Source organism: Streptomyces sp. NPDC034085 (assembly GCF_055575555.1).
The window spans coordinates 78963-105049 of sequence record NZ_JBVISL010000016.1 but is presented as its reverse complement, the minus strand read 5'-3'; the positions used below and the strand labels follow the sequence as shown (position 1 = coordinate 105049).

Here is a 26087-nt window from a genome sequence, read left to right as displayed (position 1 = left end):
AGCAAACCTACCCTGTACGGAGAGCGGCTTTTCAGACGATCCGCGTGTCAGGAATCGGGCGAACGCAGGACCCGCAGGTGTCCGCGGCGGGTCTCGCCGGCCACCGGGGCCCCCGGCCCGCCCCCGCCGGCCTCGGCGGCGCGCTCGGGCGGACGGGCCGCCTCGCGGACCGCGTTGGCCAGGGCTTCGAGGTCGTCGCCGCTGGGGCGCGACGGGCCGGAACCGTCCGACAGGCGCACGACCTCCCAGCCGCGCGGGGCGGTCAGGCGCTCGGAGTGCTCGGCACACAGGTCATAGCAGTGGGGTTCGGCGTAGGTGGCGAGCGGGCCGAGAACTGCGGTCGAGTCGGCGTAGACGTACGTCAGTGTGGCGACGGCAGGGCGGCCGCACGCGGTGCGCGAACAGCGACGTACAAGGCTCACGACGTTGGACGGTACCGCACTCTTGACCGGGCCGCGACGACTCTCCCCCCGGCCGCTCCCCCGTGTCGTACTCCGCCCGTGTGGTGCGGCGGGTGACGAAGAGGGGCATCGAGTCCGTAATGCGGCCCGATCTTGGCCGGATCGTTCGGGCGGTGTCACCGCGGCGACACCGGGTCGTGACCGTATCGGGTCCTGCCACGGGTCCCGGGCTACGCTGCGGGGGTGACGGACAGTGCGCTTCCCCCCCGCCCCGCGGCTCCCGCCGCGGCCCCTTCCGAGCCGCGGCCGCGGCGGCGCGACCGGCACGGCCGGGGGATGCGCGGGCCGCTGGCCCCGCCGCAGGTGCCGCTGGCCGCGAGCCGGGCCGAGCTGTTCGGGGACCTCGTACGGGATTCCGTGGAGCGGCTGGAGCGGCGCTGGCCGCAGCTGGCCGAGGTGGAGTTCGTGATCGCGGACGTGCCGGGGCCGCCGGGTGGTCCCGACGCCGGATGGAACGACGAGGCGGTCCCGCTGGGCGGCCTGGTGGAGGCCCGGGACGGGAAGCCGGCGCGGATCGTGGTGTTCCGGCGGCCGGTGGAGATCCGGGCGAAGACGCGGGACGAGCGGGCGCTGCTGGTGCACGAGATCGTCGTGGAGCAGGTCGCGGACCTGCTCGGGCTGTCGCCGGAGACGGTGGACCCCCGGTACGGGCAGGACTGACCGGGTACCGGGGCGCCCGCCGGGCGGCTTCAGCGGAGCAGGATCGAGGGGTCCTCGACGGCCCGGGGCACCGAGACCGTGGAGCGGTCGTCGGTGAAGGCCTGGACGGTGAACATCGGGATCGCGTCGTGCGGCAGGGTCAGCGTGCGGGCCGCGTGGACGGGGCCGCCGGAGAGGGTCTCGATCGTCAGGGCGTACGGGCCCTTGCCGCCCGAGGGGGCCGGCGCCGGAACCACCGCGCGGGTGGTGCCCGCCTTGACGGTGATCTCCTGGACGGCCGGCTGACCGCCCTCGGTGCCGGCGGAGGCGGTGACGCGGACCGTGGCGTCGGCGCCCGAGGCGGTGAGGGTGAGGGCGGTGGCCTTGTCGTCGGCCCGGTTGTCGGCGACGGTGGCCCGCTCGCCGACGGGGGCGCTCGCCGGGACGAAGCCCAGTTCCTGCTTGGGGGCGGTGCCGCGGACCACGCGCAGGGCCGCGACCACGGGTACGGCCTTCCCCGGGTCGGCCGGGGCCAGCAGCAGGGAGCCGGCCTCGCCGCGGGTGACGTCGCCCAGGTCCAGGCTCGCGGTCATGCCGGCCTTGACGTGGAGGCGCTCCTTGCCGGCCGGGGTGAGGCGCCCGCCGGGGCCGGACAGCCTCACGGTGAGGTCGGCGTCGTCCTCGCCGGGCGCGAAGGCGACCAGCCGTACGGAGGTGGCATCGGCCGGGATGCCGGGCAGGACCAGGGTGTCCGCCGGGCCGGCGGAGGCGGGCAGCCAGTCGGTGCCGACGCCGTCCTCGGCGGCCTGGGCGGAGGCGCCGACCCGGCCCGAGCCCGTGGTCACGTGCGCGGTGACGTCCGTGAGCCGGCTGTCGGGGAACAGGGTGGACAGCGACACCTTGGCGGTGGACCGGGCGTCGACCCGGAACACGGCGGCGACGGCCCCCGGCTTGTCCTTGACCAGCCCGTCGGGGCCGTAGAGCTTGATGTCCACCTCGGCGACGGTGTCGTCCGGGTTGGTGAGGTGGATGTAGTCCTGGCGGCCCTTGGCGGTGCTGACGCCGGGGAACCAGAAGTCGGTGCCGGGCACCGTGCAGGAGAGCCCGAGCAGGCCGCGGGTGTGGCCGACCGCGACCTTGGTGGTCTGCTGGGCGGTCCAGCCGGGGGCCAGCGCGCCCTCGGCGGCGCCCGTCAGCCCCGGTGCCTCCGCGCCGGAGGCGGTGGCGGAGACGGGCTTGCCGGGTTCCCTGGGCTCCAGGACCGCCTTGCCCTCCCTGGTGGCGAGGCGGGCCGTGCCCGCGCCGCCGCCCTTGCTGGGGGTGAGGGAGGTGTACGTGGTCTCGGCGATGTCCGACGAGCTGGGCTCCGGACACACCAGCACGGACCGCTCCACCGGCCTGCGGGCGGCGTCCGCCCGGCCGGCGCCGCCGGCCGGGGTGGCGGCGGGGGCGGTGAGGAAGGCCAGGCCGGTGACGGCCGCCAGCGCCGCCGTCACGGCCGCGAGCGTCAGGGGGGCGCGCTGCTTCACTGCTGGTGGCTCCCGTCCGGACGCGGGGCGTGCTGTCCGTAGGTGTCGTACTGCTGGTCGTACTCGTACGGGTGGGGCTGCTGTTGCTGCGGGAAGGGGGGCTGCTCCCCGGGGTGGTAGGGGGCGGCGTAGGGCCCGTACGCGTCGTACGGCGGCTCCTGGTGCTGCTGCTGTCCGTACGGGTGGGGCTCCTGGTAGGCGTACGACTCCTCCCCGTACACCTGCTGCGCCGGGATCTGCGCGTACGGGTCCACGACCGCCTCGGCGGCGGCCGGCTCGGGCTCCGGCGCGGCGGGCGCGGCCGGCCGGCGGGCGCGGCGGCCCCGGCCCGGCTCGCCGGGGCGCTCCCCGAGGGGGGCTTCGGGGGCGGTCTCCTCGGGGAGGTCGTCGTCGAGGCGGGCACGGCGGCCCGGCAGGGCCATCACCAGCAGCACCAGGGCGAGGAAGCCCTGCGCCCAGTGCCAGGCGTCGCGGGGCAGCGCGTCCTGGTGGACGACGTCGAGGCGGCCGGCCCCGGCGGGCAGCGCGAACCCCTGCGCCCAGCCGTCGACCGTCTCCGGCGCGAGGGCCTTGCCGTCGAGGGTGGCCCGCCAGCCCGGGTCGGCCCGGTCGGCGAGGCGCAGCGTCCGGCCCTGCGGCCCGGCGGGAACGGCAGCGTGGACCTCCACGGGTCCGGCGTCGACGGTGATCGGCGCCTGGCCCTGCCGGCCGGGGACGATCACCACGCGGGAGGGCAGCCGCTCCACCTCCCACAGGGCGGTGCCGTCGTTCTGGTGGCGCTGCTTGAGGCCGGGGGTGGCGTCGAGGATCCGGCGCATGGGGGCGGAGCCGCCGGGCGGGATCATCACGTACCGCACGGCGAAGGCGCTGAGCTGCTCGGACTGGTTGGCGCCGGAGCCGGAGACGAGGCCGGCGACGGCTTGGGCGAGGCGGGGTTCGGGGCCGGCCGCGGCAAGGAGTTCGCCGTCGCCGAGGCGGGCGCCGGAGTCGCGGACCAGGGCGTAGGAGACGGTGGCGGGCGAATCGCCGCCGAGGACCAGGGTGCGGGTGCGGTTGGAGTCGTTGGAGTCCTCCGCGACGATGGCGGGGACCTGGACCGGGTCGCGCCGCCGAAGCGGTCCGTCGGCCCCGGCCGCCGCCCAGGAGGCGGCGAGGAGCAGGGGGCCGACGGCGGCGGCGAGGGCGGTCAGGGCGGCCAGCGGCTGGCGCCAGCCGAAGCTGCGGGCGGCGACGCGTTCCTTGGCGCCGTCCGCGCCGAGCGCGGCGGCGGCGAGCAGCGCGAGCCCGTACAGGAGGCAGCCGGGGCCGGCCCAGCCGGTGCGGTTGAGCAGCACGGCGAGGAGCAGCCCGGCGAGGGCGGCGGCCCAGGCGGTGCGGACGGCGAACCGCCGGTCGGCGCGCAGCAGGGCGGCCAGGGCGGCGAGCAGGGTGCCGGCGAGGAAGACGGTGGCGGCGGTGCCTGGCCCGCCGGGGTTCGCGCCGAGGAGGCCGAGGGGGGTGGCGGAGCCGGTGCCGTAGGGCAGTCCGGCCTCGCGCAGGAAGCGGCCGGGGTGGGTGAGCAGGCCGAGCGACCAGGGCGCGAGGACGGTCAGCGGTACGGCGAGGGCGGCGAGCAGGCGGGGGGCGTACGTCTTCCAGCGCGCGCGGCGCGCGAGGAGCGCGGCGGTGCCGAGGACGGCGGCGAGGGGCCACACGACGGGGGTGAAGGCGGTGGCCAGGGTCAGCAGGAGGATGTACGTCCACACCGCGCGCCGGCCGCCGCCGGCTTCGGCGTCGGTGAAGCCGCAGGCGGTGACGGCGGAGCGGGCGAGGAGCGGCAGCAGCACGGCGAGGACGGCGGTGCCGAGCCGGCCGCCGGCGAGCGCTCCGGTGACGGCGGGGAGGAAGGCGTACGCGACGGCGGCCCAGGCGCGCAGCAGCCGGGAGGTGACGAGCGGGCGGGAGGCGAAGTAGGCGGTGAGCCCGGCGAGCGGGACCGAGCAGACGAGCAGCAGCGTCAGGGCGGCCTGGGTGGAGCCGAGGAAGAGGGCGGACAGGCCGGCCAGCACGGCGAGGTAGGGGGGCGCGCCGGCGGTGGTGCCGGTGCCGACGGGCTGCCAGTCGACGGTGTAGGCGTGCCAGAGGGCGAGGCCGCCGGCGGGGGCCGGGAGGAGGGCGCCGCCCATCAGGCTGCCGCCGCCGATGAGGGCGCGGCAGGCGACGAGGGAGACCAGGAGCAGGCCGGCGAAGAGGACGGGTGCGGGGTTGCGGGCGATCCGCCGGAGCCGGCCGGGCCGGCCGGGGTCCAGGTAGTCGGCGTCGTCGCCGCCCGGTCCGGATTCGAGGGCTCCGCCGTGCCGGCCGGCGGAGGCGGGGTCGCTGTCGTGGCCGGAGCCGAGGTACGCGGCGAGTTGTTCGGCGCTCGCGCGCAGGGTGGCGCCGGGCGGCGGGAAGAGGGGGCGCAGTTCGGCGGCGGGGACAGCGGGGCGGCGGCGGGCCTTGCGGGCGGCGCGCAGGCGTCCGGGGCGCAGGAGGGTGGCGAGCAGGCCGGTGATCTCGTCGACGGCCTGGCCGGGGGCCTTGCCGACGAGGTAGCCGAGGGTGCGCAGCAGGGTGCCGAGGACCAGGCGCAGCAGGACGTAGGGCAGGGCGCGGCCGGGGGTGTTGGCCAGCATGGTGTGGACGGCGCCGGCCTTGTCGACGCGGTGGGGGCTGACGGCGGAGCGGCCTGCGCAGTCGACGGTGCGGCGTTCGCGGGCGGCGGCTTCGGCGTGGCGCAGGACGGCGTCGGGGGCGACGAGGACGGTGTGGCCCGCGCTGTGGGCGCGCCAGCAGAAGTCGACGTCGTCGCGCATCAGGGGCAGGCGGCGGTCGAAGCCGCCGAGGGCGTCGTGGACGTCGCGGCGCACGAGCATGCCGGCGGTGGAGACGGAGAGGACGGGGCGGACCTGGTCGTGCTGGCCCTGGTCCTGTTCGCGGCGGTCGAGGCCGGTCCAGCGGCGGCCGCTGCGGGCGATGGTGACGCCGGCTTCGAGGAGCTGCTTGCGGTCGTACCAGCCGCGCAGTTTGGGGCCGACGACCGCGGCGTCGGGGTTCTCGTCGGCGACGCGCAGCAGCTCGGCGAGGGCGTCGGGTTCGGGGGCGCTGTCGTCGTGGAGCAGCCACAGCCACTGGACGGGTTCGCCGTGGGGCAGTTCGGGGAGGTCGTAGGTGTCGTCGCGCCAGGTGCGGCTGACGGGGTCCCAGCCGCTGGGGCGCTTGAGGTACGGGAGTTCCTCGGGGGTGAGGGTCCCTGCGCTGCGGGCGGCTTCGCCGACGGCGGCGCCGAAGCCGGTGCGGCGGGCGAGGTGCAGGACGCGGTCGTCGCCGAAGGCCTCGGCGAGCAGCCGGGCGGAGTCGTCGGCGCTGCCGGTGTCGGCGGCGACGTGGTTCTGCGCGGGGCGTTCCTGGGCGAGCAGGCCGGCGAGGGTCTCGGGCAGCCAGCGGGCTCCGTCGTGGGCGACGAGGACCGCGGTGACGACGTGCCGGGGGAACTCGGGGGTGCCGGCCGCCTGGTGGGACGCCGTCGAGTTGCTGTGCAGGGACATCGCGGTACTAGCCCTCCGGCCTGGGGGTCCCCCCGGAGGTCCGGGGGAGGATCCGGGGGTGGTGTGCCCTCGGAGGCTGCTGGACAGCGCCCCACACTAACGGCTGGGAAGGGGCGGATCCGCCGCGTCGGGGGAAGGCCTGGAACGCGACGGTCCGCCTCCTGCGGGGAAGGTGCGGGAGGCGGACCGTTTGCTCGGTCTGTTGTGATGTCCGTTGCTGTTCTTGCTGCTCTGCGACCGTTTCCGACCGGCGTTTCAGACCGCCGGGCGGGGCCGCCCGATCAGACCGCCGCCTTTTTCAGCCGGCGCCGCTCGCGCTCGGACAGACCGCCCCAGATGCCGAATCGCTCGTCGTTGGCGAGGGCGTACTCGAGGCACTCGGAGCGGACCTCGCAGGCGAGGCAGACCTTCTTGGCTTCGCGGGTGGAGCCGCCCTTCTCGGGAAAGAAGGATTCGGGGTCGGTCTGCGCGCACAGTGCGCGCTCCTGCCAACCGAGCTCCTCGTCCGCCTCTTCGACCAGCAGTTCCTGAAACAGCTCGGTCATGTGCGCCCCTCGCTCTGTCTGTGCGTCCCCGTGATGTTGCCGTTACTGATCACCGAGTAACGACACGAGTGAAATTACAAGTGTGTGGCTCCTGTGCAGTCAAGCCGAGATCTGCTATTGGGGCCCTTATTCACTCTGCGGAACCAAGCCTATACAGAAAGTGTTCATATCGCCAAAAATCGTGACACAAGCCACACACTCTCCGTGGTCGCCGCCTTCGTCCGTGGTCGACGCGTCACCCGGTGGAGGGGTTGCGATTCGGCCGAAGATGCAGCGGAGATCACATTCCGATCACGAGTGACGCCAACGGGTTTGAGGGTGGAATCCCGCGTGGCTCGCAGCGGCACATGCCCTGAAGGTCGATGCACAAACCTTTCTCCGGACGGGGTAACCGGATGAGGTGAAACTTGTCTCGCAAACCGGACATTGAGTTGACAGTCCGGCCCCCCTCCCGGTCTCCTTGTCATCATGTCAGCGCCCGCAGCCGCCACCCGGACCCCCATTCGTGGGTTCCTGCGTGCTGCCCAGGTTCGCTGTTGCTGTTGCAGCTGTTGATGCCCTCGGAGCCCCGGCTCCCCTGAGCACCGGCCCTCCCCCCAGCAACCGCCCCGCACGACTGACATCCGTCGAGGACTCCCCGATGAACAGCGCCCGCGCCACCGCCGTCCCCGCCACCTCCGCCCCGGCCGCTCCCGCCCCGGCCGCCCCGGCCGCCGCCGTCGAGAGCGACCTCCAGATCGCCGGCGACATCCTCGCCGTCCAGCACCTCCTCCAGCCCGCCCGCGAACACCCCGTCACCGTCGCCGAGTTCGCCGGCCTCGCCCGGTCCATCGCCGAGGACCGCGCCAGCTGGGAACACCTCGTCCGCTACGACGCCACCACCCGCTGGTACCACCGCCTGCGCACCGGCCCCGGCTACGAGGTCTGGCTGCTCAGCTGGGTCCCCGGCCAGGGCAGCGGCCTGCACGACCACGGCGGCTCCTCCGGCATCCTCACCGTCCTCGAAGGCGAACTCGTCGAACACACGGCCCACGGCGGACGGCTCAGCCACCGCGCCGGCTCCCAGCGCGTCTTCGCCCCCGGCCACGCCCACGAGGTCGTCAACGACACCCTCGACGGAGCGGTCAGCCTGCACGTCTACTTCCCCGGCCTCACCGAAATGCCGATGCACAGCTGCTCCCCGGCCCGCGGGGAGCGCGTACCGGCCTGACAGACTGCGGTGCATGCGCATTGTTGTTCTGGCCGGCGGCATCGGCGGCGCCCGTTTCCTCCGCGGACTGAAGTCGGCGGTCCCCGACGCGGACATCACGGTCATCGGCAACACCGGTGACGACATCCACCTGTTCGGGCTGAAGGTGTGCCCCGACCTGGACACCGTGATGTACACCCTCGGCGGTGGCATCAACGAGGACCAGGGCTGGGGCCGCACCGACGAGTCCTTCACCGTCAAGGAAGAACTCGCGGCGTACGGGGTCGGACCCTCCTGGTTCGGCCTCGGCGACCGCGACTTCGCCACCCACATCGTCCGTACGCAGATGATCGGCGCGGGCTACCCGCTCAGCGCCGTCACCGAAGCCCTCTGCGACCGCTGGCAGCCCGGCGTCCGGCTGCTGCCCATGTCCGACGACCGGGTCGAGACCCACGTCGCCGTCACCGACCCCGCGACCGGCGAACGCCGGGTCGTCCACTTCCAGGAGTACTGGGTCAAGCTGCGCGCGTCCCTCGACGCCGAAGCCGTCGTACCCGTCGGCGCCGAGCAGGCCAAGCCCGCCCCCGGCGTGCTCGAGGCCATCGCCGCCGCCGACGTCATCCTCTTCCCGCCGTCCAACCCCGTCGTCTCCATCGGCACCATCCTCGCGGTGCCCGGCATCCGCGAGGCGCTGGCCGCCGCCCCGGCGCCCGTCGTCGGCCTCTCCCCCATCGTCGGCGGAGCGCCCGTGCGCGGCATGGCCGACAAGGTGCTCGCGGCGGTCGGCGTCGAGTCGACGGCCGCCGCCGTCGCCGCCCACTACGGCTCCGGCCTCCTCGACGGCTGGCTCGTGGACACCTCCGACGCCGCGGCCGTCGCCGAGGTCGAAGCCGCCGGCATCCCCTGCCGGGCCGTGCCGCTGATGATGACCGACACCGCCGCGACCGCCGCCATGGCCCGCGCGGCCCTGGAACTCGCGGAGGCCGCCGGGTGAACGTCCCCTCCTACGAGGTGCGGGCCGTCCCCGGCATCCCGGAGGTGCGGCCCGGCGACGACCTGGCCCGCCTCATCGCGGACGCCGAGCCCGGCCTGCGCGACGGGGACGTCCTGCTGGTCACCTCGAAGATCGTCTCGAAGGCCGAGGGGCGGATCGTACGGGCCGAATCCCGCGAGGAGGCCATCGACGCCGAGACCGTACGCGTCGTCGCCCGCCGGGGGCCGCTGCGGATCGTCGAGAACCGGCAGGGCCTGGTCATGGCCGCGGCCGGCGTCGACGCCTCCAACACCGAACCCGGCACCGTGCTGCTGCTGCCCGAGGACCCCGACGCCTCGGCGGCCGCCCTCCGGTCCGGGCTGCGGGCCGCGCTCTCGGCCGACGTCGGCGTCATCGTCACCGACACCTCCGGCCGGCCCTGGCGCACCGGGCTCACCGACATCGCCATCGGCTCGGCCGGCGTACGCGTCCTGGACGACCTGCGCGGCGGCACGGACACCCACGGCAACCCGCTGAGCGCGACGATAGTGGCGACCGCCGACGAGCTGGCCGCGGCCGGCGACCTCGTCAAGGGCAAGGCCGCCGGGCTGCCGGTGGCCCTCGTACGGGGCCTGCCCCACGTACTCGGAGAAGGCTCCTCGGCAGCCGACCTCGTCCGCTCCCCCGCCGACGACATGTTCCGCCTGGGCACCTCCGAAGCCGTACGGGAAGCCGTCACGCAGCGCCGCACCGTACGCGCCTTCACCGACGAGCCCGTCGACCCGGGCGCGGTACGCCGCGCCGTGGCGGCCGCGGTGACCGCCCCCGCCCCGCACCACACGACGCCCTGGCGGTTCGTCCTGCTGGAGTCGGCCGCCGCACGGCTGGAACTGCTCGACGCGATGCGGGACGCGTGGATCGCCGACCTGCGGCGCGACGGCAAGTCCGAGGAGTCCATCGCCCGGCGGATCAGGCGCGGGGACGTGCTGCGCAACGCGCCGTACCTGGTCGTGCCCTGCCTGGTCACCGACGGGGCCCACGACTACGGCCACGCCCGGCGGGACGCGGCCGAACGGGAGATGTTCGTCGTCGCCATGGGCGCCGGCGTGCAGAACCTCCTGGTCGCACTGGCCGGGGAACGGCTCGGGTCGGCATGGGTGTCCTCGACGATGTTCTGCCGGGACGTCGTGCGCAAGGTGCTCGCACTGCCGGACGACTGGGACCCGATGGGGGCGGTCGCGGTGGGCCACCCGGCGGCGCCCGCCGCCGAACGGGCGGCCCGGCCGGCGGAGGACTTCATCGAGGTCCGCTGACCCCGGCCCGGCTAGAGGCGACCGATGTCGGTGCGCGGCATCCGGGGCACCCGGCGGGGCGGAGTGCGGCCCGCCAGCAGCACGAGGCGGGCCGCGCGGTGGCGCTGGCCCTCGTACGGGGCCAGCAGCTCCAGCATCCGGGCGTCGTCGGCGTCGCGCTCGTCCGCCAGGGCGAAGCCGATGATGCCGGGGAGGTGCAGGTCGCCGGTGGTGACGGCGTCGGGCGCGCCGTTGCTGCGCTGGAGGGTCTCGGCGGAGGTCCACGGGCCGATGCCGGGAACGGCCTCAAGCCGGGCGGCGGCCGGCCCGAGCTCCATGGCGGCAGCCTCCTCCAGGCGGTGGGCCACCCGGGCGGCCCGGACGATGGTGGCCGAGCGCTTCATGTCCACCCCGGCGCGGTGCCAGTCCCAGGAGGGGATCAGCGCCCAGTCCCGGGCGGCGGGCATCACGTACAGCTCCCGCCCCATCGGCCCGGGTGCGGGCTCCCCGTGCCGGCGGAGCAGGCGCCGCCAGGCGCGGTAGGCCTCGTCGGCGGTGACCTTCTGCTCCAGGACGGTCGGGATCAGCGACTCCAGGACCAGCCCGGTGCGGGTCAGGCGCAGGCCGGGGCGGCGGCGGTGGCTGGCGTGCACGAGGCGGTGCCGGGGGACGAAGGAGCTGGGGTCGTCGTCGGCGCCGAGCAGCGCGGGGAGCCCGTCGAGCACCCAGTCCCGGCCGGGGCCCCACGCCTCGGCGTCCGCCCCCTCGGGGGTGGCGGTGACCCGGAGCGTGGCCGGTCCCTCGGGGGTGCGGGTGGCGCGCCAGACGGAGCCGTCGGGAGTGGTGCGGAACGCGGGGTCGCCCGGGCCGCGGCGGAGCGGGCCGAGGACGAGCCCGAGGTCCACCGGCCCCCCGGCCCGCCAGCCCCGCACGGCGGCGCCCGCCCCTGCGGGACGGGACCGGCCCGCAGGCACAGCGGTGTGGCCGCCGCGGACGGTGGTACGGGTGAGGGGGGTGAAGCGGCCGGCCATGCCTTGAGCGTATCCCGGCCGGGGGGCGGGGGGCGGTATGCCCCTGGGCGGCCTCAGGGAGGGTTCGGGGGTTTCGCGTCAGTCCCATCGTCGTTCCGTGTCGGGCCGGTCCCTCAAGGGCGCTCCTTCGTCGGGTCGCTTCGCGATCGCCTTCGGCGACCCTTGACCGACCAGCCCGCCCCGGAAAGCCGAAAGACTGCCGGGAACCCCCCAAAAGAACGGTCACCAGGGACACGTCCGAGGAGCGGGTCCCTCAGGGACGAGGCGAGGGGTTGGGGGCCACAACCCCCACCGAACAGCGACCAGAGCAGCGCGGCAAGCGCCCAGGCGCGACAGATCGCTAAGCGCTTCTCACGTCTTGGCGCCCGGCGGCCGTCTGGTGCTGATACCTGCACCAGACGTTGATCAGAGGACCGTCCGGCCACGTGATCACTACCCGTACGGCTCGGGGTCAGGACTTGAGGCAGTTGTCGCGGAAGGCCTCGTCATAGGCGGTCTGGTAGCCGAGACGGTAGCCGTTCTGGTAGGCGAGGATCAGGGTGTCGGGCTTGCTGGGCGGTACGAGGTCCGAGTGCTCGCGCGTCGGAGGCGTGCACTGCTTGGCATCCGTCCTGCCCCATTGCTCGCCGGCCGTCTTGCCTGCGGCGAACATGCTGTCGGGGGTCTGCTGCTGTGGGGGCGGCGCGTCCGGCTTCTTGGGCTGCTCCGGCGGCTTGTTGCATTTGGCCGCGAAGGCCTTGTCGAACCCCGCGTCGTAACCGTTGCGGTAACCCTGGGCCTTGCCGCGCTCGAAGTCGTTCGGGTTCACCGGCGACAGGGGCGGCGGCAGCTTCTGGCAGATCGGAGGACTGCCGTTCTTCACGCCCGCGTTGTAGCCCTGGAAGTAGCCCTGCCGACAACCCCGGTGATAGGCGTCGCCAGGACCGAGTCCCAGGAGGTGGCACGGCTCGGGCGCTGCCGAGACCGCGCGGTGGGGCGTGCTCGGCGGTGACGCGGCGAAGCTCGGCGAAACCGCGAGGAACGACAGAACAGGCGCCGCGAACGCGGCGATGGAGCGGATGGTGTTCCGGGGCATGAGCGCGTTCCCCTTCAGGAGGCAGTCGGCCCCCGAGGCCTCTCATTTTACGCCTGTCACCGCGCCCGCCACTGGCGGGAGGAAACCGAAGCGCATGCCTGTGCGTTGCCGCGCCTACCGCTGCCCGATGGTCCCCTGATCAACGTCTGGTGCAGGTATCGGCCCCAGACGGCCGTCGGTCGCCGAACCAAGAGGAGCACGTAGCGATCTGTCGCGCCTGGGCGCTTCCCGCGCTGCCCTGCTCGCTGTTCGGTGGGGGTCATGGGCCCCCAACCCCTCGCCTCGTCCCTGAGAGACCCGCTCCTGCCTCTCCTGCCCCGTGACCGTTCTTTTGGGGGGTTCCCGGCAGTCTTTCGGCTTTCCGGGGCGGGACGGGCTGTCAAGGGTCGCCGAAGGCGATCACGCAGTGACGCGACGAAGGAGCGCCCTTGACAGGCCGGCCCGACACGGAACGACGATGGGACTGCCGGGAAACCCCCGAACCCTCCCTGAGGCCGCCCAGGGGCATACCGCTCCCCCCACCCCCCTACCGCCCCTGCAACTTCGCCGAGGTTGTGCGGGCCGGCGGGAGCTGGTTGTAGAGGCGGCGGCCCGGGCATTCCGTGGCGAAGCCGTCGCGGTGGCCCGAGATGACGTTCAGCCTCACGTTGCGGCCCTTCGGGAAGCGGTTGCCCCCGGCCGACTTGAGCGTCGTCTTCCCCCGCGGGTTCGCCCCGAACAGTCCGAGCTTCCAGGCCGTCAGGCGGGCCACCGCGTTCACCGCCGCGGCCGGCGGGTTGGCGGAGGTGTAGGTGCCGATCACCGCGATGCCCATGCTGTCCGTGTTGAACCCCATGGTGTGCGCGCCCAGCACCGGCTTGGCGACCCCGCCGGCCCGGCCCTCGTACACCGTCCCGCACTTGTCGACGGCGAAGTTGTAGCCGATGTCCCGCCAGCCGCTGCTCACCACGTGGTACCGGTACAGGCTGCGCAGCACCGCCGGGGCGTCCTTGCAGGCGTACTTGTTGCCGGAGGCGGTGTGGTGGACGAAGGCCGCCTTGACCGTGCTCGTGTAGACGAAGCCGGGTTCGCGCAGGGACTCGTCCGCGCCCCAGCCGCGCCGGGTGACGATCTTCGGGCGCGGCCCGATGTACGGCCGGGCGGCCGCTTCGATGGCGCTCTCGGCGGCGAAGGCCGCGTCGGCGGTGGAGTCCGCCCTGTTCAGCGCGGGGATTTCCAGAGCGCCGAGGGGGGCGTGCGGGAGGTTGGCGGAGGACGACTCCGAGGTCTCCATGGTCATCGCGGGCAGCGCCACCGCGTCACCCTTGTCGTCGTCCTCGTGCCCGGCCACGGGTTCCGCCCCCGGCTCACCCCCCGGCTCACCCCCGGGTTCCGCTCCCTGCCCCGCCCGGCGGGGCACCGCGCGGTCGCCGGCCGCGCCGTTCTTGCCGTCGAGCACCGCAACCGGCTGCTCGGCCCCCGGGTCGACGAGTTCGATCCGCATGCCCGACGGCAGCCGCGACGCGGCCCTGGTGCCGGTGCTCTCGGCCTGGACCCGGACCTCGACCGCGTCGGAGGCCCCGACCCACAGCGGGGCGGTGCTGCCGCGCACGCGTCCCGTGCGCTCCGCCGCGCCGGGGTCGGCGGCGTGTTCGCCGTTGTGGGTCTCGACGTCCTGCCAGCCGGACCAGTCCCGCGTGCCGAGCGCCCGGGTACGGACCTGGACCCGCCCGACGAGCGGCGTACTCACGTCGTCCCAGACGACGCCGACCAGCGAGAACGTCTTGACCTCGCGCGCCGCCAGGCCCCGGGCCTCGGCCAGGTCCGGCGAGGCGCTCATACCGGGCACGCCCGGGATCCGCGCACCGGAGGGCGCCAGCGGCACGAGCGGCAGCGACTGGGTGGAGCCGGCGGGGACCGCCGGGATCGACTCGGCCAGGGCAGGAGTGGGAAGCGCGAGCGGCAGGGCCAGTGCGGCCGCCGTCGCGACGCCGATGGAGGAAGCAATGAATCCGCGCATGGAAGCGATGCTGAACACAGCCACCACGAAGCGCCATCGGAGAACTGACGACCCGTCCGACGACGCGCCGCGCGGCACTCCCCTGGACGGGCGAGCCGCCGCCCCCCGTACGGGGGACGGGCCCGCGTACGCTGGGCCGGGTGAACGCCACTGACCGCACCCCTGCCGACCTGCTGCGATCCGCGCTCGCCGCCGATCCGGGCCGCCCCCTCGTCACCTTCTACGACGACGCCACGGGCGAGCGCGTCGAATTGTCCGTCGCCACCTTCGCCAATTGGGTGGCCAAGACCGCGAACCTGCTCCAGGGCGACCTGGGCGCCGAACCGGGTGACCGGCTCGCGCTGCTGCTCCCCGCGCACTGGCAGAGCGCCGTGTGGCTGCTCGCCTGCGCCTCCGTCGGGGTGGTGGCCGAGGTGGGCGGGGATCCCGCCGGTGCCGACCTGGTGGTGAGCGGGCCCGACACGCTGGAGGAGGCCCGTGCCTGCTCCGGTGAGCGCATCGCCCTCGCGCTGCGGCCCCTGGGCGGGCGGTTCCCGCAGCCGCCGGCCGGGTTCGCGGACTACGCGGTGGAGGTGCCGGGGCAGGGGGACCGGTTCGCCCCCTTCGCCCCCGTCGACCCCGACGGTCCGGGCCTGGTGGTCGGCGGCGAGGAGCTGTCGTACGCGGCCGTGGTCGAGCGGGCGCGCGAGGACGCGGCGGGGCGCGGCGAAGGCGCCCGGGTGCTGTCGGGCCTCGGCTACGACACCTGGGAGGGGCTGTCGGCCGGTCTGTACGGGGCGCTGGCCTCGGGCGGCTCCGTGGTGCTGTGCCGCCACCTGGACCGGCTGTCGCCGGAGGGGCTGGAGCAGCGCGTGGAGAGCGAGCGCGTCACCCACCGGGCCTGACGGCGCGGCTCCCGCCCCCCGGGGTCCGCTCCGACCCCGTCTCCGTCCGAAATGTCACCCGCATGGCCCTTGCCGGGCCCCCGCCCCCGGGCCCGGGACGTCACCCGGGGGCAGGATCGGCTCCAGGCCGTGCTCACCCGTACGGCTGGTGGCCGGCAGGGCGAGGGGACTGAACGCCAGTGACGGACAGCGTGGACACGCAGGGCGCCGGGGCGGCCGGAGGCAGTGGGAAGCCTCCGCGCAGCCGCCGGCGACGGCTGCTGCGCTGGATCGGACTGGGGGCCGTACTGCTGGTCCTGGCGGGGACGGCGGCGGGCTGGTGGCTGTACGCCAAGCTCGACGGGAACATCACGGAGGACACCTCCGCCGAGGCCGAGCTGCGGCGTTACGAGCGCGAGCGGCCGGCGAACCTGGCGACCGGTGCGCAGAACATCCTCGTCATCGGTTCGGACACCCGGTCGGGCTCGGCGAACTCGCGCTACGGGAAGGACGCGGGCACCCAGCACTCGGACACCGCGATCCTGCTGCACCTGCCGGCGGACCGCAGGAGCGCCACGGCCGTGTCGATACCGCGGGACCTGATGACGCAGGTCCCTAGCTGCCTGAAGCCGGACGGCTCCCGTACCGGCGAGCAGAAGGCGCAGTTCAACTGGGCCTTCCAGTGGGGCGGGGCCGCCTGCACGATCCGTACGGTCGAGCGGCTCACGGGGATCCGGATCGACCACCACATGGTGCTGGACTTCGGCGGCTTCAAGAAGATGGTCGACGCGGTCGGCGGGGTGGAGGTCTGCCTCAGGCGGCCGGTGGTGGACGGGGAGGCGAAGGTCAGGCTCCCGGCGGGCCGCCAGCTGCTGCGGGGCGAGCAGGCGCTCGGTTTCGTCCGCGCCCGCTACGGCCTGGGCAACGGCAGTGACACCGAACGGATGGAGCGCCAGCAGCAGTTCCTCGGCTCGCTCTGGGAGAAGGTGAGCAGCAACGGGGTGCTGCTGAACCCCCGACGGCTGTACCCGCTGCTGGACGCGGCCACGTCCTCGGTGACCACCGACCCGGGGCTGGCTTCGCTGCGCGGGTTGTACGAACTCGTACGGGGCGTACGGGACATACCGACCGCGCAGGTCAACTTCCTGACCGTGCCGCGCCGCCCGTACGCCGCCGACCCGAACCGGGACGAGCTCGTGGAGCCCGACGCGGCCCGGCTGTTCCTGCAGCTGCGGATGGACCGGCCGCTGACGATCACCCCGCCGGAGCCCGATCCGCTGCCCGATCCGGAGCCGCGTCCGCGGTCCGCGGGGGCTGGTCGGGAGGGCGCCGGATCCGGGACGGGCACGGGGGCCGGGACGGGTTCGGGTGGGCCGTGGGCGAGGGAAAGCGGAAGCCCCGTGACGCCCACGCCGGTCCCCACGTTCACCGGAACGACGGCGGCTACGGCGGACTGCCGGTAAAGCAATCCAAAAGCCGGAGGCACAACCGAGCCGGATGGGCGCTTTGGCCCGTTATGTAGGGAGTGGATTTTGTCACCGGCATGGTTTGGTGCTGACCTGGGCGGATAAGGTGAGCGATCCGGTGCACCGGCCATGAAGAGGCCCTGCACCAGCAGCCGGATCGTTGACCGCGTGCCTGGGGGGAGGCGCGTCGCGAAGCACCGACGGAGGATTCGAGCAACCGTGGATGCGCAAAGCCGTGGGCGGGCGGACGAGATCGACCCCGCAGACCAGTGGGTCCTCAATCCCCGCACTGGCAACTACGAACTGCGACTGGGGCATTCCGCTGCGCAGCAGCACACCGTCGCCTCGCCCCGCAGATCCCGCAGAGCCGCCGCCGACCCCTCCGCGCCGACCGCTCCGTCCCCCGCCGTCCCCAAGCCCCGCCGGGGCGACGGCCCGCCCGGCGGGCGGCGCTCCGGCCGCCCGCGCAAGGGCGGGGGCCCGACCCGGCGCCGCCGGGTCGTGGTGGCGACGGGCGCGACCCTGGCACTGCTGCTGGTCGGAGGCGGGCTCGGCTCGTACCTCTACTACGAGCACCTGAACGGCAACCTCAAGGTCATCGACACCGGCGGCGCGGGCGGCAGCTTCAAGAAGGACCAGCCGATCAACATCCTGGTCATCGGCACCGACAAGCGCAGCGGCAAGGGCAACGAGGGGTACGGCGACGCGGAGAGCGTCGGCCACGCCGACACCACGATCCTCTTCCACGTCTCCAGGGACCGCACCAACGCGACCGCGCTGTCCATCCCGCGCGACCTGATCACCGACATCCCCGCCTGCCCGACGAAGCAGCCGGACGGTTCGGTGAAGGAGATCGCCGCCACCAAGGGCACCCGCTTCAACAACAGCCTGGGCCAGGAAGGGCGCGACCCGGGCTGCACGATGCGCACGGTCAGGCAGCTCACCGGCATCGAGGTCGACAACTTCATGATGGTCGACTTCAACGCGGTGAAGAACCTGAGCACGGCGGTGGGCGGGGTGCCCGTCTGCGTGGCGAAGGACGTCAGCGACCGCGACTCGAAACTGGACCTGAAGGCGGGCGAGCACCGGCTGCAGGGCGAGCAGGCGCTGGCCTTCGTGCGCACGCGGCACGCCTTCGGCAACGAGAGCGACCTGGACCGGATCAAGACCCAGCAGCAGTTCCTGAGTTCGATGATGCGGGAGATGAAGTCCAAGGAGACGCTGACCAGTCCGAAGAAGTTCTTCTCGCTGGCGGAGGCGGCCACCAAGTCGCTGACGGTGGACCAGGGGCTGGGGTCCATCGGCAAGCTCACCGATCTCGCCGGTGAGCTGAAGGAGATGAACCTCAAGAACATCACCTTCACGACGCTCCCGGTGGTCGACAACCCGAACGAGCCGTCGAACCGGAAGGCGACCGTCGTCCTCAACTCCGGGCAGGCCGAGCCGCTCCTGCAGATGATCCGCGGGGACGTCTCGCTCACCGAGGTCGAGAAGAAGGAGGCGGCCGCCAAGGAAGCGGCCGACGCCGACGCCAAGAGCAGGCAGGACGCGCTGCTCCAGGGCAACCGGGCCCCCGCCGGGGACGTCCGGGTGGACGTGTACAACGGCGGCGGGCCCCCCGGGGCGGCCTCCACCACCCTGACCTGGCTGCAGAACAGCAAGGGCGTGTACAAGGCCAGCAACCACGGCAACGCCTCCGCGCGCCTGGGCAGCACCCAGCTGGAGTTCGCCCCCAACCAGGCCGACCAGGCGCGGGCGCTGGCGGACATGATGGGGTTGTCCGGCGCCGCCCTGAAGATGGGGTCCGTGGACGCGGGCCCGCGCACGCCGATGAAGCTGACGCTGGGCTCCGACTTCAAGGAACCCGGGGCACCGCTCGGCACGCCGGAGACGGCGCAGCAGGCGCCCGAGGGGCTCCAGCGGGTCGAGGCGGACAAGGCGGTCTGCGCGAAGTGAGCGGTCCGCTCCCGGGGCGCGGACGGCTGTTACGGCACCGGCACCGGCACCAACACCACGCATCGGCCGACCGCTTTCCGGCGGGCGGCAGCCGGCGGGCCCGGCACCACACCGACCAGTAGTGATCTTGAGGGGGGAACGCGTGAAGCACAGCAGCGTGCGGGGGGAGGGGGCGCCCGACCAGGCCGCCGACGGCATATCCGGCGGCGGCGGGAAGGCCGCCGTCGCGGTTCCCCCGCCACGGGAGGGCTCGGGCACGACCCGGCCCCCCGGCGGTGGGCTTCCGGTCCGGCGGCGCCGCCGCCGGGTGCTGTTCTGGGTGGCGTCCGTGATGGCGTTCCTGATCCTGGGGACGTCCGCGGCCGGGTACCTCTACTACCGTCACCTCGACGGCAACATCCGCAGCGGGCAGCGCCTGAGCGGGGAGAGCGGCGTGGAGAAGACCCACGCCAACGCCAAGGGCCAACGCCCGCTGAACATCCTGCTGATCGGCTCCGACAGCCGCAACAAGCCGGAGAACGTCGAGCTCGGCGGCAGCCGCGACACCGTGGGGAACCCCCCGCTCGCGGACGTGCAGATGCTGCTGCACGTGTCGGCCGACCGGGAGAACGCCTCCGTGGTGAGCGTCCCGCGCGACACCCGGGTCGAGATACCCGAGTGCACGGACCCGAAGACCGGCGAGAAGTTCAAGAAGACCAGGGCGATGATCAACGAGTCGCTCGGCCGCGGCGGCCCCGGTTGCACGCTGGCGACGTGGGAGAAGCTGACCAACGTCTACATCGACCACTGGATGATGATCGACTTCTCCGGTGTGGTGCAGATGGCCGACGCCGTCGGCGGCGTCCCGGTCTGCGTCAAGGACAACGTCTGGGACCGGCCCCTGGCCACCTCCGGCGGCGGCTCCGGGCTCAAGCTCCAGAAGGGCACGACCCGCGTCAAGGGCGAGCAGGCCCTCCAGTGGCTGCGCACCCGGCACGCGTTCAGCAGCGACCTGGGCCGGGCGCAGGCCCAGCACATGTACATGAACTCGATGATGCGCGAGCTCAAGAGCCAGAACGCGTTCACCGACGTCGGCCGGCTCACGGCGCTGGCCGAGGCGGGCACCAAGGCCCTGGAGGTCTCCGAGGAGATCGGCTCGGTCAAGAAGCTCTACAACCTGGCCATGCAGCTCAAGGACGTCCCCACCAACCGCATCACGATGACGACGATGCCGACCTTCCAGGACCCCGCGGACCGGGACCGGCTCATCGTGAACCCGGCGGACGCCGACAAGCTGTGGGCGATGCTCCGCAAGGATGTGGCCTTCGACAAGAACGGCACCCCGACGGCCCCCGGGAGCCCCTCGGCCTCGGCCCCGGCGCCCGCCCCGGGTGCCTCGCAGCCGGCCGCCGGGGCCTCGCAGCCCGCGCAGCCGGACCAGTCCGCGCAGCCGACGCCGTCGCAGGCGCCCGTGACCACCCCCGACAAGGTCCAGGTCAACGTGGTCAACGGCACCGCCGTCGAGAAGATGCCGCTGGCGCCCCGGCGGGCGAACGCGGTGGCGGAGGCGCTGGCGGCCAAGGGCTTCACGCAGGCCAGGGCGGACAGCGCGCTGACCCCGGAGAAGACCACCGTCGTGCGCTACCCCTCCCCCGACCTCGCGGACGAGGCGCAGAGCGTGGCGGCGGCCATGGGCGTCCCCGCCACCGCGGTGCAGCAGTCGGCGGACGTCTCCCGGATCACCCTGGTCGTCGGCGCCGACTGGCGCGACGGCGCGGTCTACCCGCAGCAGGCGCCGCCGGAGGCCGGTTCCGTACCGGACACGGCCGACGCCCTCAACGGCTCGGACACCGGGGCGTGCATGGAGGTCTACAAGCCGTACCGGTGGTGAGCCGGCCGGGATGAACGCGAAGGGGTGACCCGGTCCGTGGAGGACGGGGTCACCCCTTTCGCCGTACCCGGGGGTCCGGGCGGCGTCAGACCTGAGAGCGGTCCCGGCCGGGGACCGGCGGGCGGCGGCTGGCGATGACCTTGCGGGCCAGCGAGCGCGGGCTGGTGAGGAAGCCGAAGCCCCAGGACATGTGCATGGTGGCCAGGGCGAGGGGGATCTGCGCCCGCGCCTTCAACGAGAGCCCCTTGCCCGCCGGGACGGAGCCGGCGGTGATCGCCGCGAGGTAGCCCGCCGGGACGGCGAAGGCCCACGGGGTGACGGCCACGCCCGCCACGACACCGGCCGCGATCGCGCAGACGGCGGTCGGCGGGGCCAGGTAGCGCAGGTTGATGGAGCCGGCGTGGTAGCGGGCCACCACGTGGCGCCAGCGGCCGTAGTCCTTGTACTGCTTGGCCAGGGCCCGGACGGAGGGCCGCGGGCGGTACTGGACCTTCAGCTCGGGCGAGAACCAGATGAGCCCGCCCGCCTCGCGGATGCGGAAGTTCAGCTCCCAGTCCTGGGCGCGGATGAACTCTTCGTTGTACCCGCCCTGCTGTTCGAGGGCCTCGCGGCGGAAAACGCCGAGGTAGACGGTCTCGGCCGGGCCGGCCTGGCCGCCGGTGTGGAAGGCCGCGTTGCCGACGCCGATCTTCGAAGTCATCGCGGCGGCGACGGCGTCCTCCCAGGCGTTCTCACCCTCGGCGTGCATGATGCCGCCGACGTTCTGCGCGCCGGTCTCCTCCAGGAGGCGGACGGCGGTGGCGATGTAGTTCGGGGAGAGCATCCCGTGGCCGTCGACGCGGACGACGATCGGGTGGCTTGAGGCCCTGATCGCGGCGTTGAGGGCGGCGGGGGTCCGTCCGGTGGGGTTCGGGACGGTGCGTACGCGGGCTCGTCCGCCGGAAGCGGTCTCCCGGACGAGTTCGGCGGCGATCTCGTCGGTGCGGTCCGTGGACGGCCCGAGCGCGATCACCACCTCCATCTCGCCTGCGTACTCCTGTCCGAGGATGTGCCGGACGGAGTCACGCAGGTGGCGCTCCTCGTTGAGCACCGGCATGATCACCGAGACTGCGGGCTGCTGGGCGGGCATGTCGTCCTTCACGGTCGGGTATCGGTGTCACGTTACCGCGTACGGGGGAAACGGGTGCGCGGCGGACGAGCGGTACGGACAGCCGCTGATCGTATGGGCCTACTGTTCTGACGAATCTGCCCGATGGGCCGGCCGGTCCGCGCCGTGAGCGGACCGCCTGCTCCGTCCCCGTGCTGTCCCGCGGAGGTGTCCACCGTGCCCCACCCGCACCGCCCCACCCGACCCGCCAGGCCTTCCCAGCCGCAGCGCGCACGGACCGGCGGTCGCGAGGCCCGGCACCGGGACGGCCGGCCCCGGTGGGGCGTGCGGATCGCGGCCGGGCTGTCGCTCGTGGTGCTGGGTGCCGGGGCGGTGGGGCACGCCGTGATGACCGGGCTGGACACCGGGATCGAACGGGTGGACCCCTTCAAGGACATGAAGAACCGCCCGCAGGCCGGGCACGGGCTGAACCTCCTGCTGGTCGGCACCGACGGGCGGGCGAAGATCAGCCCGGAGGAGAAGCGGGACTACCGGCTCGGCGGGGCGCCCTGCCACTGCACCGACACGATCATGCTGGTGCACCTGTCCGCCGACCGGGAACGCGCCAGCGTGGTCAGCCTCCCCCGCGACAGCTACGCCGAACTCCCCGCGCACCGGGACCCGGTCACCGGCAGGCCGCACCGGCCCCACCCCGTGAAGCTCAACGCGGCGTACGCCGAGGGCGGCCCGAACCTGACCGTGCGCACCGTGGAGCACATGACCCGCGTCAAGATCGACCACTACCTGGAAGTCGACTTCACGAGCTTCATGCGGACCGTCGACGCGATGGGCGGCGTGGAGATCTGCACCGCCAAGGCCCTGCACGACCAGAACACCGGCCTGCACCTGGTGCCCGGCAGCCACCGGCTGAGCGGCGGCCAGGCCCTGCAGTACGTGCGCTCGCGCCATGTCGACGGAGCCTCCGACCTGGGCCGCATGCAGCGCCAGCAGCGGTTCGTCGCCGCCCTGATCAAGCAGGCCACCGGGGGCGGGGTGCTGCTCAACCCGGTGAAGTTCAAGGAGGTCAGCTCCACCCTGCTCGGGTCGGTACGGGCCGACCGGGACTTCGGCTCGGAGCAGATGCTGGCGCTGGGCCGGGCCATGCGCGGCTTCACGCCCTCCTCGTCGGAGTTCGCCTCCGTCCCGGTCGGGGACCCCTCGTACCCCGTCAAGGGGATCGGCTCGACGGTGAAGTGGGACGAGCCGAAGGCCGCCCTGCTCTTCGACGCGCTGCGCCAGGACCGCCCGCTCGCGCCGGCCCGGCCCGGGCAGGGCGGGGCCGGGCAGGGCGGGGCCGGGCAGGACGGCGCCGGGCGGGACGGGGCCGGGCAGGAGCGGGCCGCCGCCGTGCCGGTGGACGTGCCCCCGCAGCAGATCAGGATCCAGGTGGAGAACGGCAGCCGGATCGACGGGCTCGGCGGCCGGGTGGACGCCGCCCTGCGCGCCACCGGCTTCGACACCACCGGCGCCCCGGGCAACGCCGCCAGCCGCGACGTCCGGCGCACGGTCATCGCGTACGACCCGCGCTGGGACCGCTCCGCCCGCACGGTGGCGGCGGCGCTGCCCGGCAGCGAGCTGCGCGCGGTCGCCGGGCAGGGCCGCACGGTGCTGGTGACGGCCGGCTCGGAGTACCGCAAGGTGGTGCCGGTGCGGCCCGAGGACCCGTACGAGGGCGGGGAGGGCCGGGCCGTCACCGGCGACCAGGTAGTGTGCGGGCCGTAGACCTACTTGACGCGCTCCAGCAGGGAGACGCTCAGGCCGCGCACCGACCGGCTCTCGGCCACCCGGTAGTGGCTCGCCAGCGCCTCGGCCTGGTCCTTCGGGAGCTTGTGGTACGGGTTCTTCGTCCCGCTCCAGGTCACCACCCACACCCGCTGGGTGGAGCCGAGGCACCGCACGGGCTGCTCGCACTCCTTCGGGAACAGGTCGTCGCCGTCGACCGCCGAGCGCTCGGCGAAGACGTCCCTCAGCCGGACGCGGTGCGGCAGGAAGTACTCCACCTGGAAGTCGACCATGTACACCCGGTCCGCGCCGCGCACGGGCACGAACCCGTCGCCGGGCCGGTAGCCCTCGGCGATGACCCGGGCCGCGGCCTCGCCGTCGAGGCCCACCCGGGCCCATTCGGTGCGCATCTGGCGCTGGTCGGGCAGGCCCAGGAGGATCAGCGCGGCCAGGGCGAGCGCCCCGGCCCGGTACGGCCGCAGCGCGGCCAGCCCGGCGGCCGCCAGCACCACCCAGGCGGGGAGGGTGAAGAGCAGGTAGCGGTCCATGAAGTACGAGGTGCTGCCCTGCGAGACCACCCAGGCGGCCGCGATCGGGGCCGCCCCGGCCAGGACGAGCTCCACCGCGGGCCGCCGGCCGCGGCTCCAGGCGAGCGGGAGCAGCACGACCGCGGCGAGGGCGAGCCCGATGGTCGGGGAGCCGAAGAGGTTGCCCCACAGGTCGGCGACGCTCCGCAGGTGCGGGGTCTTGATCCAGCCGATCTGGCGGCCCACCTGCCGCTGCCCGAGCAGCACCAGCGGGATGACGGGGAGCAGGGCGGCCGTCACCGTCACCGCGAAGGCGACGACGGTGCGCCCGCGCCGGTCGTGCCACCAGCGCAGGAGCACGATCAGGGCGTGCGGCAGCAGGAAGAGCAGCGACACGACGTGGAACAGCCCGGCCGCCGCCACGGCGAGGGCGTACGGAGCCCAGCGCCGCGGGGCCGGCCGCTCCAGCGCCCGCAGCAGCAGCCAGGTCGCCGCGCTGACCGCCAGCACGACGAAGGCGTAGGAGCGCGCCTCCTGGCCGTATCGGGAGACGGCGGGGACGAAGGCGAAGAGCAGACCGGTGAAAACGGCCGTGCGGCGGTCGAAGAGCGTGCGGGCGGTGAGCACGGCGAAGGCGGCGGCGCCGGCCATGGCGAGCGCCGACGGCAGCCGGAGCATGGCGGTGGAGTCCCCGAAGACGGAGATCCAGCCGTGCAGCAGCAGGTAGTAGAGGCCGGAGACGGCGTCGACGTGGCCCAGCATGTCGACCAGCTCGCCGGTACCGCGCGTGGCGGCGTTCCAGCTCGCCAGCTCGTCCCGCCAGGGCTGGGCACCACCGATCCCGAAGCCACTGACGGCCAACGCCAACAGCGCGGCCCACAGCCAGTCGGGCACCGGCAGCCGGCGGGAGGTTCCGCCCCCCTCGTCCGTCCCGGCGCGGCGGCCGGACGGATCGGCCGGGGAGACGGGCAGCGTGCGTGCGGAGGTCATCGGGTGGCGGCGCCTTCTGCGGGGACGGCAGACCGCTCGGTGATCACGGCACGGCTGCGTACGGGTGGGTCGGACTTCGGCAGGGCCAGGCCGGGAGCGTCCAGCATCCGCCGCATGAGGGCGGACAGGGGCCGCTCGGCATACCGGTGGACGAGCCAGGAGAGCAGGAGGATGGCGGCGAGCGCGGCCAGGAGGGCCGGCCAGACGCCCATCCCCTGGTCGCGGGCCCAGCGGATCAGGGCGAAGCCGATCTCTTGGTGGAGCAGGTACACGGGGTAGGTGAGCGCGCCGGCGGTGGTGAGCCACTTCCACTGGACGCGGTCGAACGCGCCCATCGCCGCCGCCAGCACGACGCCGTAGGCGAGCAGGCAGAAGACCACCATGAGCGGCCAGCTGAGCGAGTGCATCACGCCGTACTTGAAGCTGTTGGCCGTTCCCAGCAGCTGGTGCTGGGCCACCAGGAAGGAGAACCCGACCGACGCCAGCAGCAGCCAGTTCGCACCGAACCGGTAGATCAGATACATGATCACACCGGCGATGAAGTAGGGCGCGTACTCGGGCATGACGAACAGTTCCACCATCTTCATGTCCGTGCCCCGGACCACGACCGACAGGATCATCCAGATCCCGCAGAAGGTCAGCACGCGACGGTAGGTCAGCCCGAAGGCCACCACGAAGGCGAAGAGCAGGTAGAAGCGCAGCTCGACCCAGAGGGTCCAGTAGACCGGGTCCACCTCGGCCACGCCGAGCGGCTGCTGGAGCATCGTCATGTTGGACAGGAAGTCCGTCAGCGTCAGGTGCGCGCGCGACGGCCTGGCCGTCGCGGCGTAGTTGACCACCAGACCGGTCAGCAGGATCGCGACCCAGTACGCGGGGAAGAGGCGCACCACGCGCGAGGTGAAGTACTGACGGGGCGTCCGGCCCCAGCAGGACATGCAGATGACGAAGCCGCTGATCAGGAAGAACAGCTGGACGCCCAGGAACCCGTAGGCACTGACCCCGTGCAGCGCCGGCATCAGCTTCTGGGGGGTCCCGCCCCACACCCCGGGGTAGCGGTTGACGCCGACCCAGTGGAAGGCGACCACCATCAGCGCGGCCACCAGCCGCATGCCGTCCAGTGCTCTGAGCCGCGGCCGGCGGGCCGCGGTCGTGTCCGGGCGCGGCGGCACCGTTACTGATCTCGGCTGGGACGGTATGACCTTCGGCATCGTGAGCGCATCTCCGCAGCAGGAAATGGTGAGGGGCAC

19 protein-coding genes are annotated in these 26087 nt (G+C 73.7%); 9 read left to right on the top strand and 10 right to left on the bottom strand.

The window, feature by feature from the left end:
* Window positions 1–47 precede the first annotated feature (47 nt).
* Window positions 48–422: a DUF3499 domain-containing protein gene (locus ACZ501_RS33635; protein WP_361598197.1), complete on the bottom strand. Its 375-nt coding sequence runs from the start codon at window positions 420–422 to the stop codon at window positions 48–50.
* A gap of 222 nt (window positions 423–644) precedes the next feature.
* Here ACZ501_RS33635 and ACZ501_RS33630 point away from each other — a divergent pair, with 222 nt between their 5' ends.
* Complete coding sequence (locus ACZ501_RS33630) at window positions 645–1121, top strand: metallopeptidase family protein (RefSeq protein ID WP_468800368.1); 477 nt, start codon at window positions 645–647, stop codon at window positions 1119–1121.
* A 29-nt stretch (window positions 1122–1150) separates the two neighbouring features.
* Here ACZ501_RS33630 and ACZ501_RS33625 read toward each other — a convergent pair whose 3' ends face one another.
* The 3 genes from ACZ501_RS33625 to ACZ501_RS33615 all read right to left on the bottom strand — a co-directional run bounded on the left by ACZ501_RS33625 (window position 1151) and on the right by ACZ501_RS33615 (window position 6740).
* On the bottom strand, window positions 1151–2629 hold the full coding sequence (locus ACZ501_RS33625) for a DUF5719 family protein (protein WP_468800366.1): 1479 nt from the start codon (window positions 2627–2629) through the stop codon (window positions 1151–1153).
* A complete protein-coding gene (locus tag ACZ501_RS33620) occupies window positions 2626–6195 on the bottom strand; it encodes a glycosyltransferase family 2 protein (protein ID WP_468800364.1) in 3570 nt (1189 codons plus the stop codon). The genes ACZ501_RS33625 and ACZ501_RS33620 overlap by 4 nt, the downstream gene beginning before the upstream one ends.
* 281 nt (window positions 6196–6476) lie before the next feature.
* Entirely contained in the window at window positions 6477–6740 is a 264-nt protein-coding gene (locus ACZ501_RS33615) for a WhiB family transcriptional regulator (protein ID WP_003983763.1), read from the bottom strand.
* A 640-nt stretch (window positions 6741–7380) separates the two neighbouring features.
* On the opposite strand from ACZ501_RS33615, the gene ACZ501_RS33610 reads away from it, so the two are divergent.
* Genes ACZ501_RS33610 through ACZ501_RS33600 form a run of 3 tightly spaced genes read left to right on the top strand, consistent with a single transcriptional unit; the run spans window position 7381 to window position 10215 of the window.
* Entirely contained in the window at window positions 7381–7950 is a 570-nt protein-coding gene (locus ACZ501_RS33610; protein WP_468800362.1) for a cysteine dioxygenase, read from the top strand.
* Window positions 7951–7963: 13 nt separating this feature from the next.
* Window positions 7964–8923, top strand: coding sequence for a 2-phospho-L-lactate transferase (cofD, locus tag ACZ501_RS33605; protein ID WP_468800360.1), 960 nt, complete (start codon window positions 7964–7966; stop codon window positions 8921–8923).
* Window positions 8920–10215, top strand: a complete 1296-nt coding sequence (locus tag ACZ501_RS33600; protein WP_468800358.1) for a coenzyme F420-0:L-glutamate ligase — start codon at window positions 8920–8922, stop codon at window positions 10213–10215. The genes cofD and ACZ501_RS33600 overlap by 4 nt, the downstream gene beginning before the upstream one ends.
* Window positions 10216–10226: 11 nt before the next feature.
* Here the strand turns inward: ACZ501_RS33600 and ACZ501_RS33595 are convergent, their stop codons facing one another.
* The 3 genes from ACZ501_RS33595 to ACZ501_RS33585 all read right to left on the bottom strand — a co-directional run bounded on the left by ACZ501_RS33595 (window position 10227) and on the right by ACZ501_RS33585 (window position 14299).
* Complete coding sequence (locus tag ACZ501_RS33595; protein WP_468800356.1) at window positions 10227–11225, bottom strand: DNA-3-methyladenine glycosylase family protein; 999 nt, start codon at window positions 11223–11225, stop codon at window positions 10227–10229.
* Window positions 11226–11676: 451 nt separating this feature from the next.
* The gene (locus ACZ501_RS33590; RefSeq protein WP_468800354.1) at window positions 11677–12300 is read right to left on the bottom strand and encodes a hypothetical protein; all 624 of its coding nucleotides are present in this window, start codon (window positions 12298–12300) and stop codon (window positions 11677–11679) included.
* 526 nt (window positions 12301–12826) lie between these two features.
* Window positions 12827–14299, bottom strand: a complete 1473-nt coding sequence (locus ACZ501_RS33585; RefSeq protein ID WP_468800352.1) for a peptidoglycan recognition protein family protein — start codon at window positions 14297–14299, stop codon at window positions 12827–12829.
* A gap of 140 nt (window positions 14300–14439) precedes the next feature.
* On the opposite strand from ACZ501_RS33585, the gene ACZ501_RS33580 reads away from it, so the two are divergent.
* The 4 genes from ACZ501_RS33580 (at window position 14440) to ACZ501_RS33565 (ending at window position 20454) form a co-directional block, all read left to right on the top strand.
* On the top strand, window positions 14440–15183 hold the full coding sequence (locus tag ACZ501_RS33580; protein ID WP_361598227.1) for a TIGR03089 family protein: 744 nt from the start codon (window positions 14440–14442) through the stop codon (window positions 15181–15183).
* A gap of 179 nt (window positions 15184–15362) precedes the next feature.
* Window positions 15363–16625 (top strand): LCP family protein, encoded by a 1263-nt coding sequence (locus ACZ501_RS33575; protein WP_361598230.1) that lies wholly within the window; start codon window positions 15363–15365, stop codon window positions 16623–16625.
* A 222-nt stretch (window positions 16626–16847) separates the two neighbouring features.
* Window positions 16848–18584, top strand: a complete 1737-nt coding sequence (locus ACZ501_RS33570) for an LCP family protein (RefSeq protein ID WP_468800350.1) — start codon at window positions 16848–16850, stop codon at window positions 18582–18584.
* A gap of 307 nt (window positions 18585–18891) precedes the next feature.
* Window positions 18892–20454, top strand: coding sequence for an LCP family protein (locus ACZ501_RS33565; RefSeq protein WP_468800386.1), 1563 nt, complete (start codon window positions 18892–18894; stop codon window positions 20452–20454).
* A gap of 85 nt (window positions 20455–20539) precedes the next feature.
* Here the strand turns inward: ACZ501_RS33565 and ACZ501_RS33560 are convergent, their stop codons facing one another.
* Window positions 20540–21583 (bottom strand): glycosyltransferase family 2 protein, encoded by a 1044-nt coding sequence (locus ACZ501_RS33560; RefSeq protein ID WP_468800348.1) that lies wholly within the window; start codon window positions 21581–21583, stop codon window positions 20540–20542.
* 195 nt (window positions 21584–21778) lie between these two features.
* Here ACZ501_RS33560 and ACZ501_RS33555 point away from each other — a divergent pair, with 195 nt between their 5' ends.
* Entirely contained in the window at window positions 21779–23323 is a 1545-nt protein-coding gene (locus ACZ501_RS33555) for an LCP family protein (protein WP_468800346.1), read from the top strand.
* Window positions 23324–23325: 2 nt separating this feature from the next.
* On the opposite strand, the gene ACZ501_RS33550 is transcribed toward ACZ501_RS33555, so the two are convergent.
* Both ACZ501_RS33550 and ACZ501_RS33545 read right to left on the bottom strand, forming a co-directional pair.
* On the bottom strand, window positions 23326–24840 hold the full coding sequence (locus ACZ501_RS33550) for a glycosyltransferase family 39 protein (RefSeq protein WP_468800344.1): 1515 nt from the start codon (window positions 24838–24840) through the stop codon (window positions 23326–23328).
* Window positions 24837–26048, bottom strand: a complete 1212-nt coding sequence (locus tag ACZ501_RS33545; protein WP_361598245.1) for an acyltransferase family protein — start codon at window positions 26046–26048, stop codon at window positions 24837–24839. The genes ACZ501_RS33550 and ACZ501_RS33545 overlap by 4 nt, the downstream gene beginning before the upstream one ends.
* Window positions 26049–26087 lie beyond the last annotated feature (39 nt).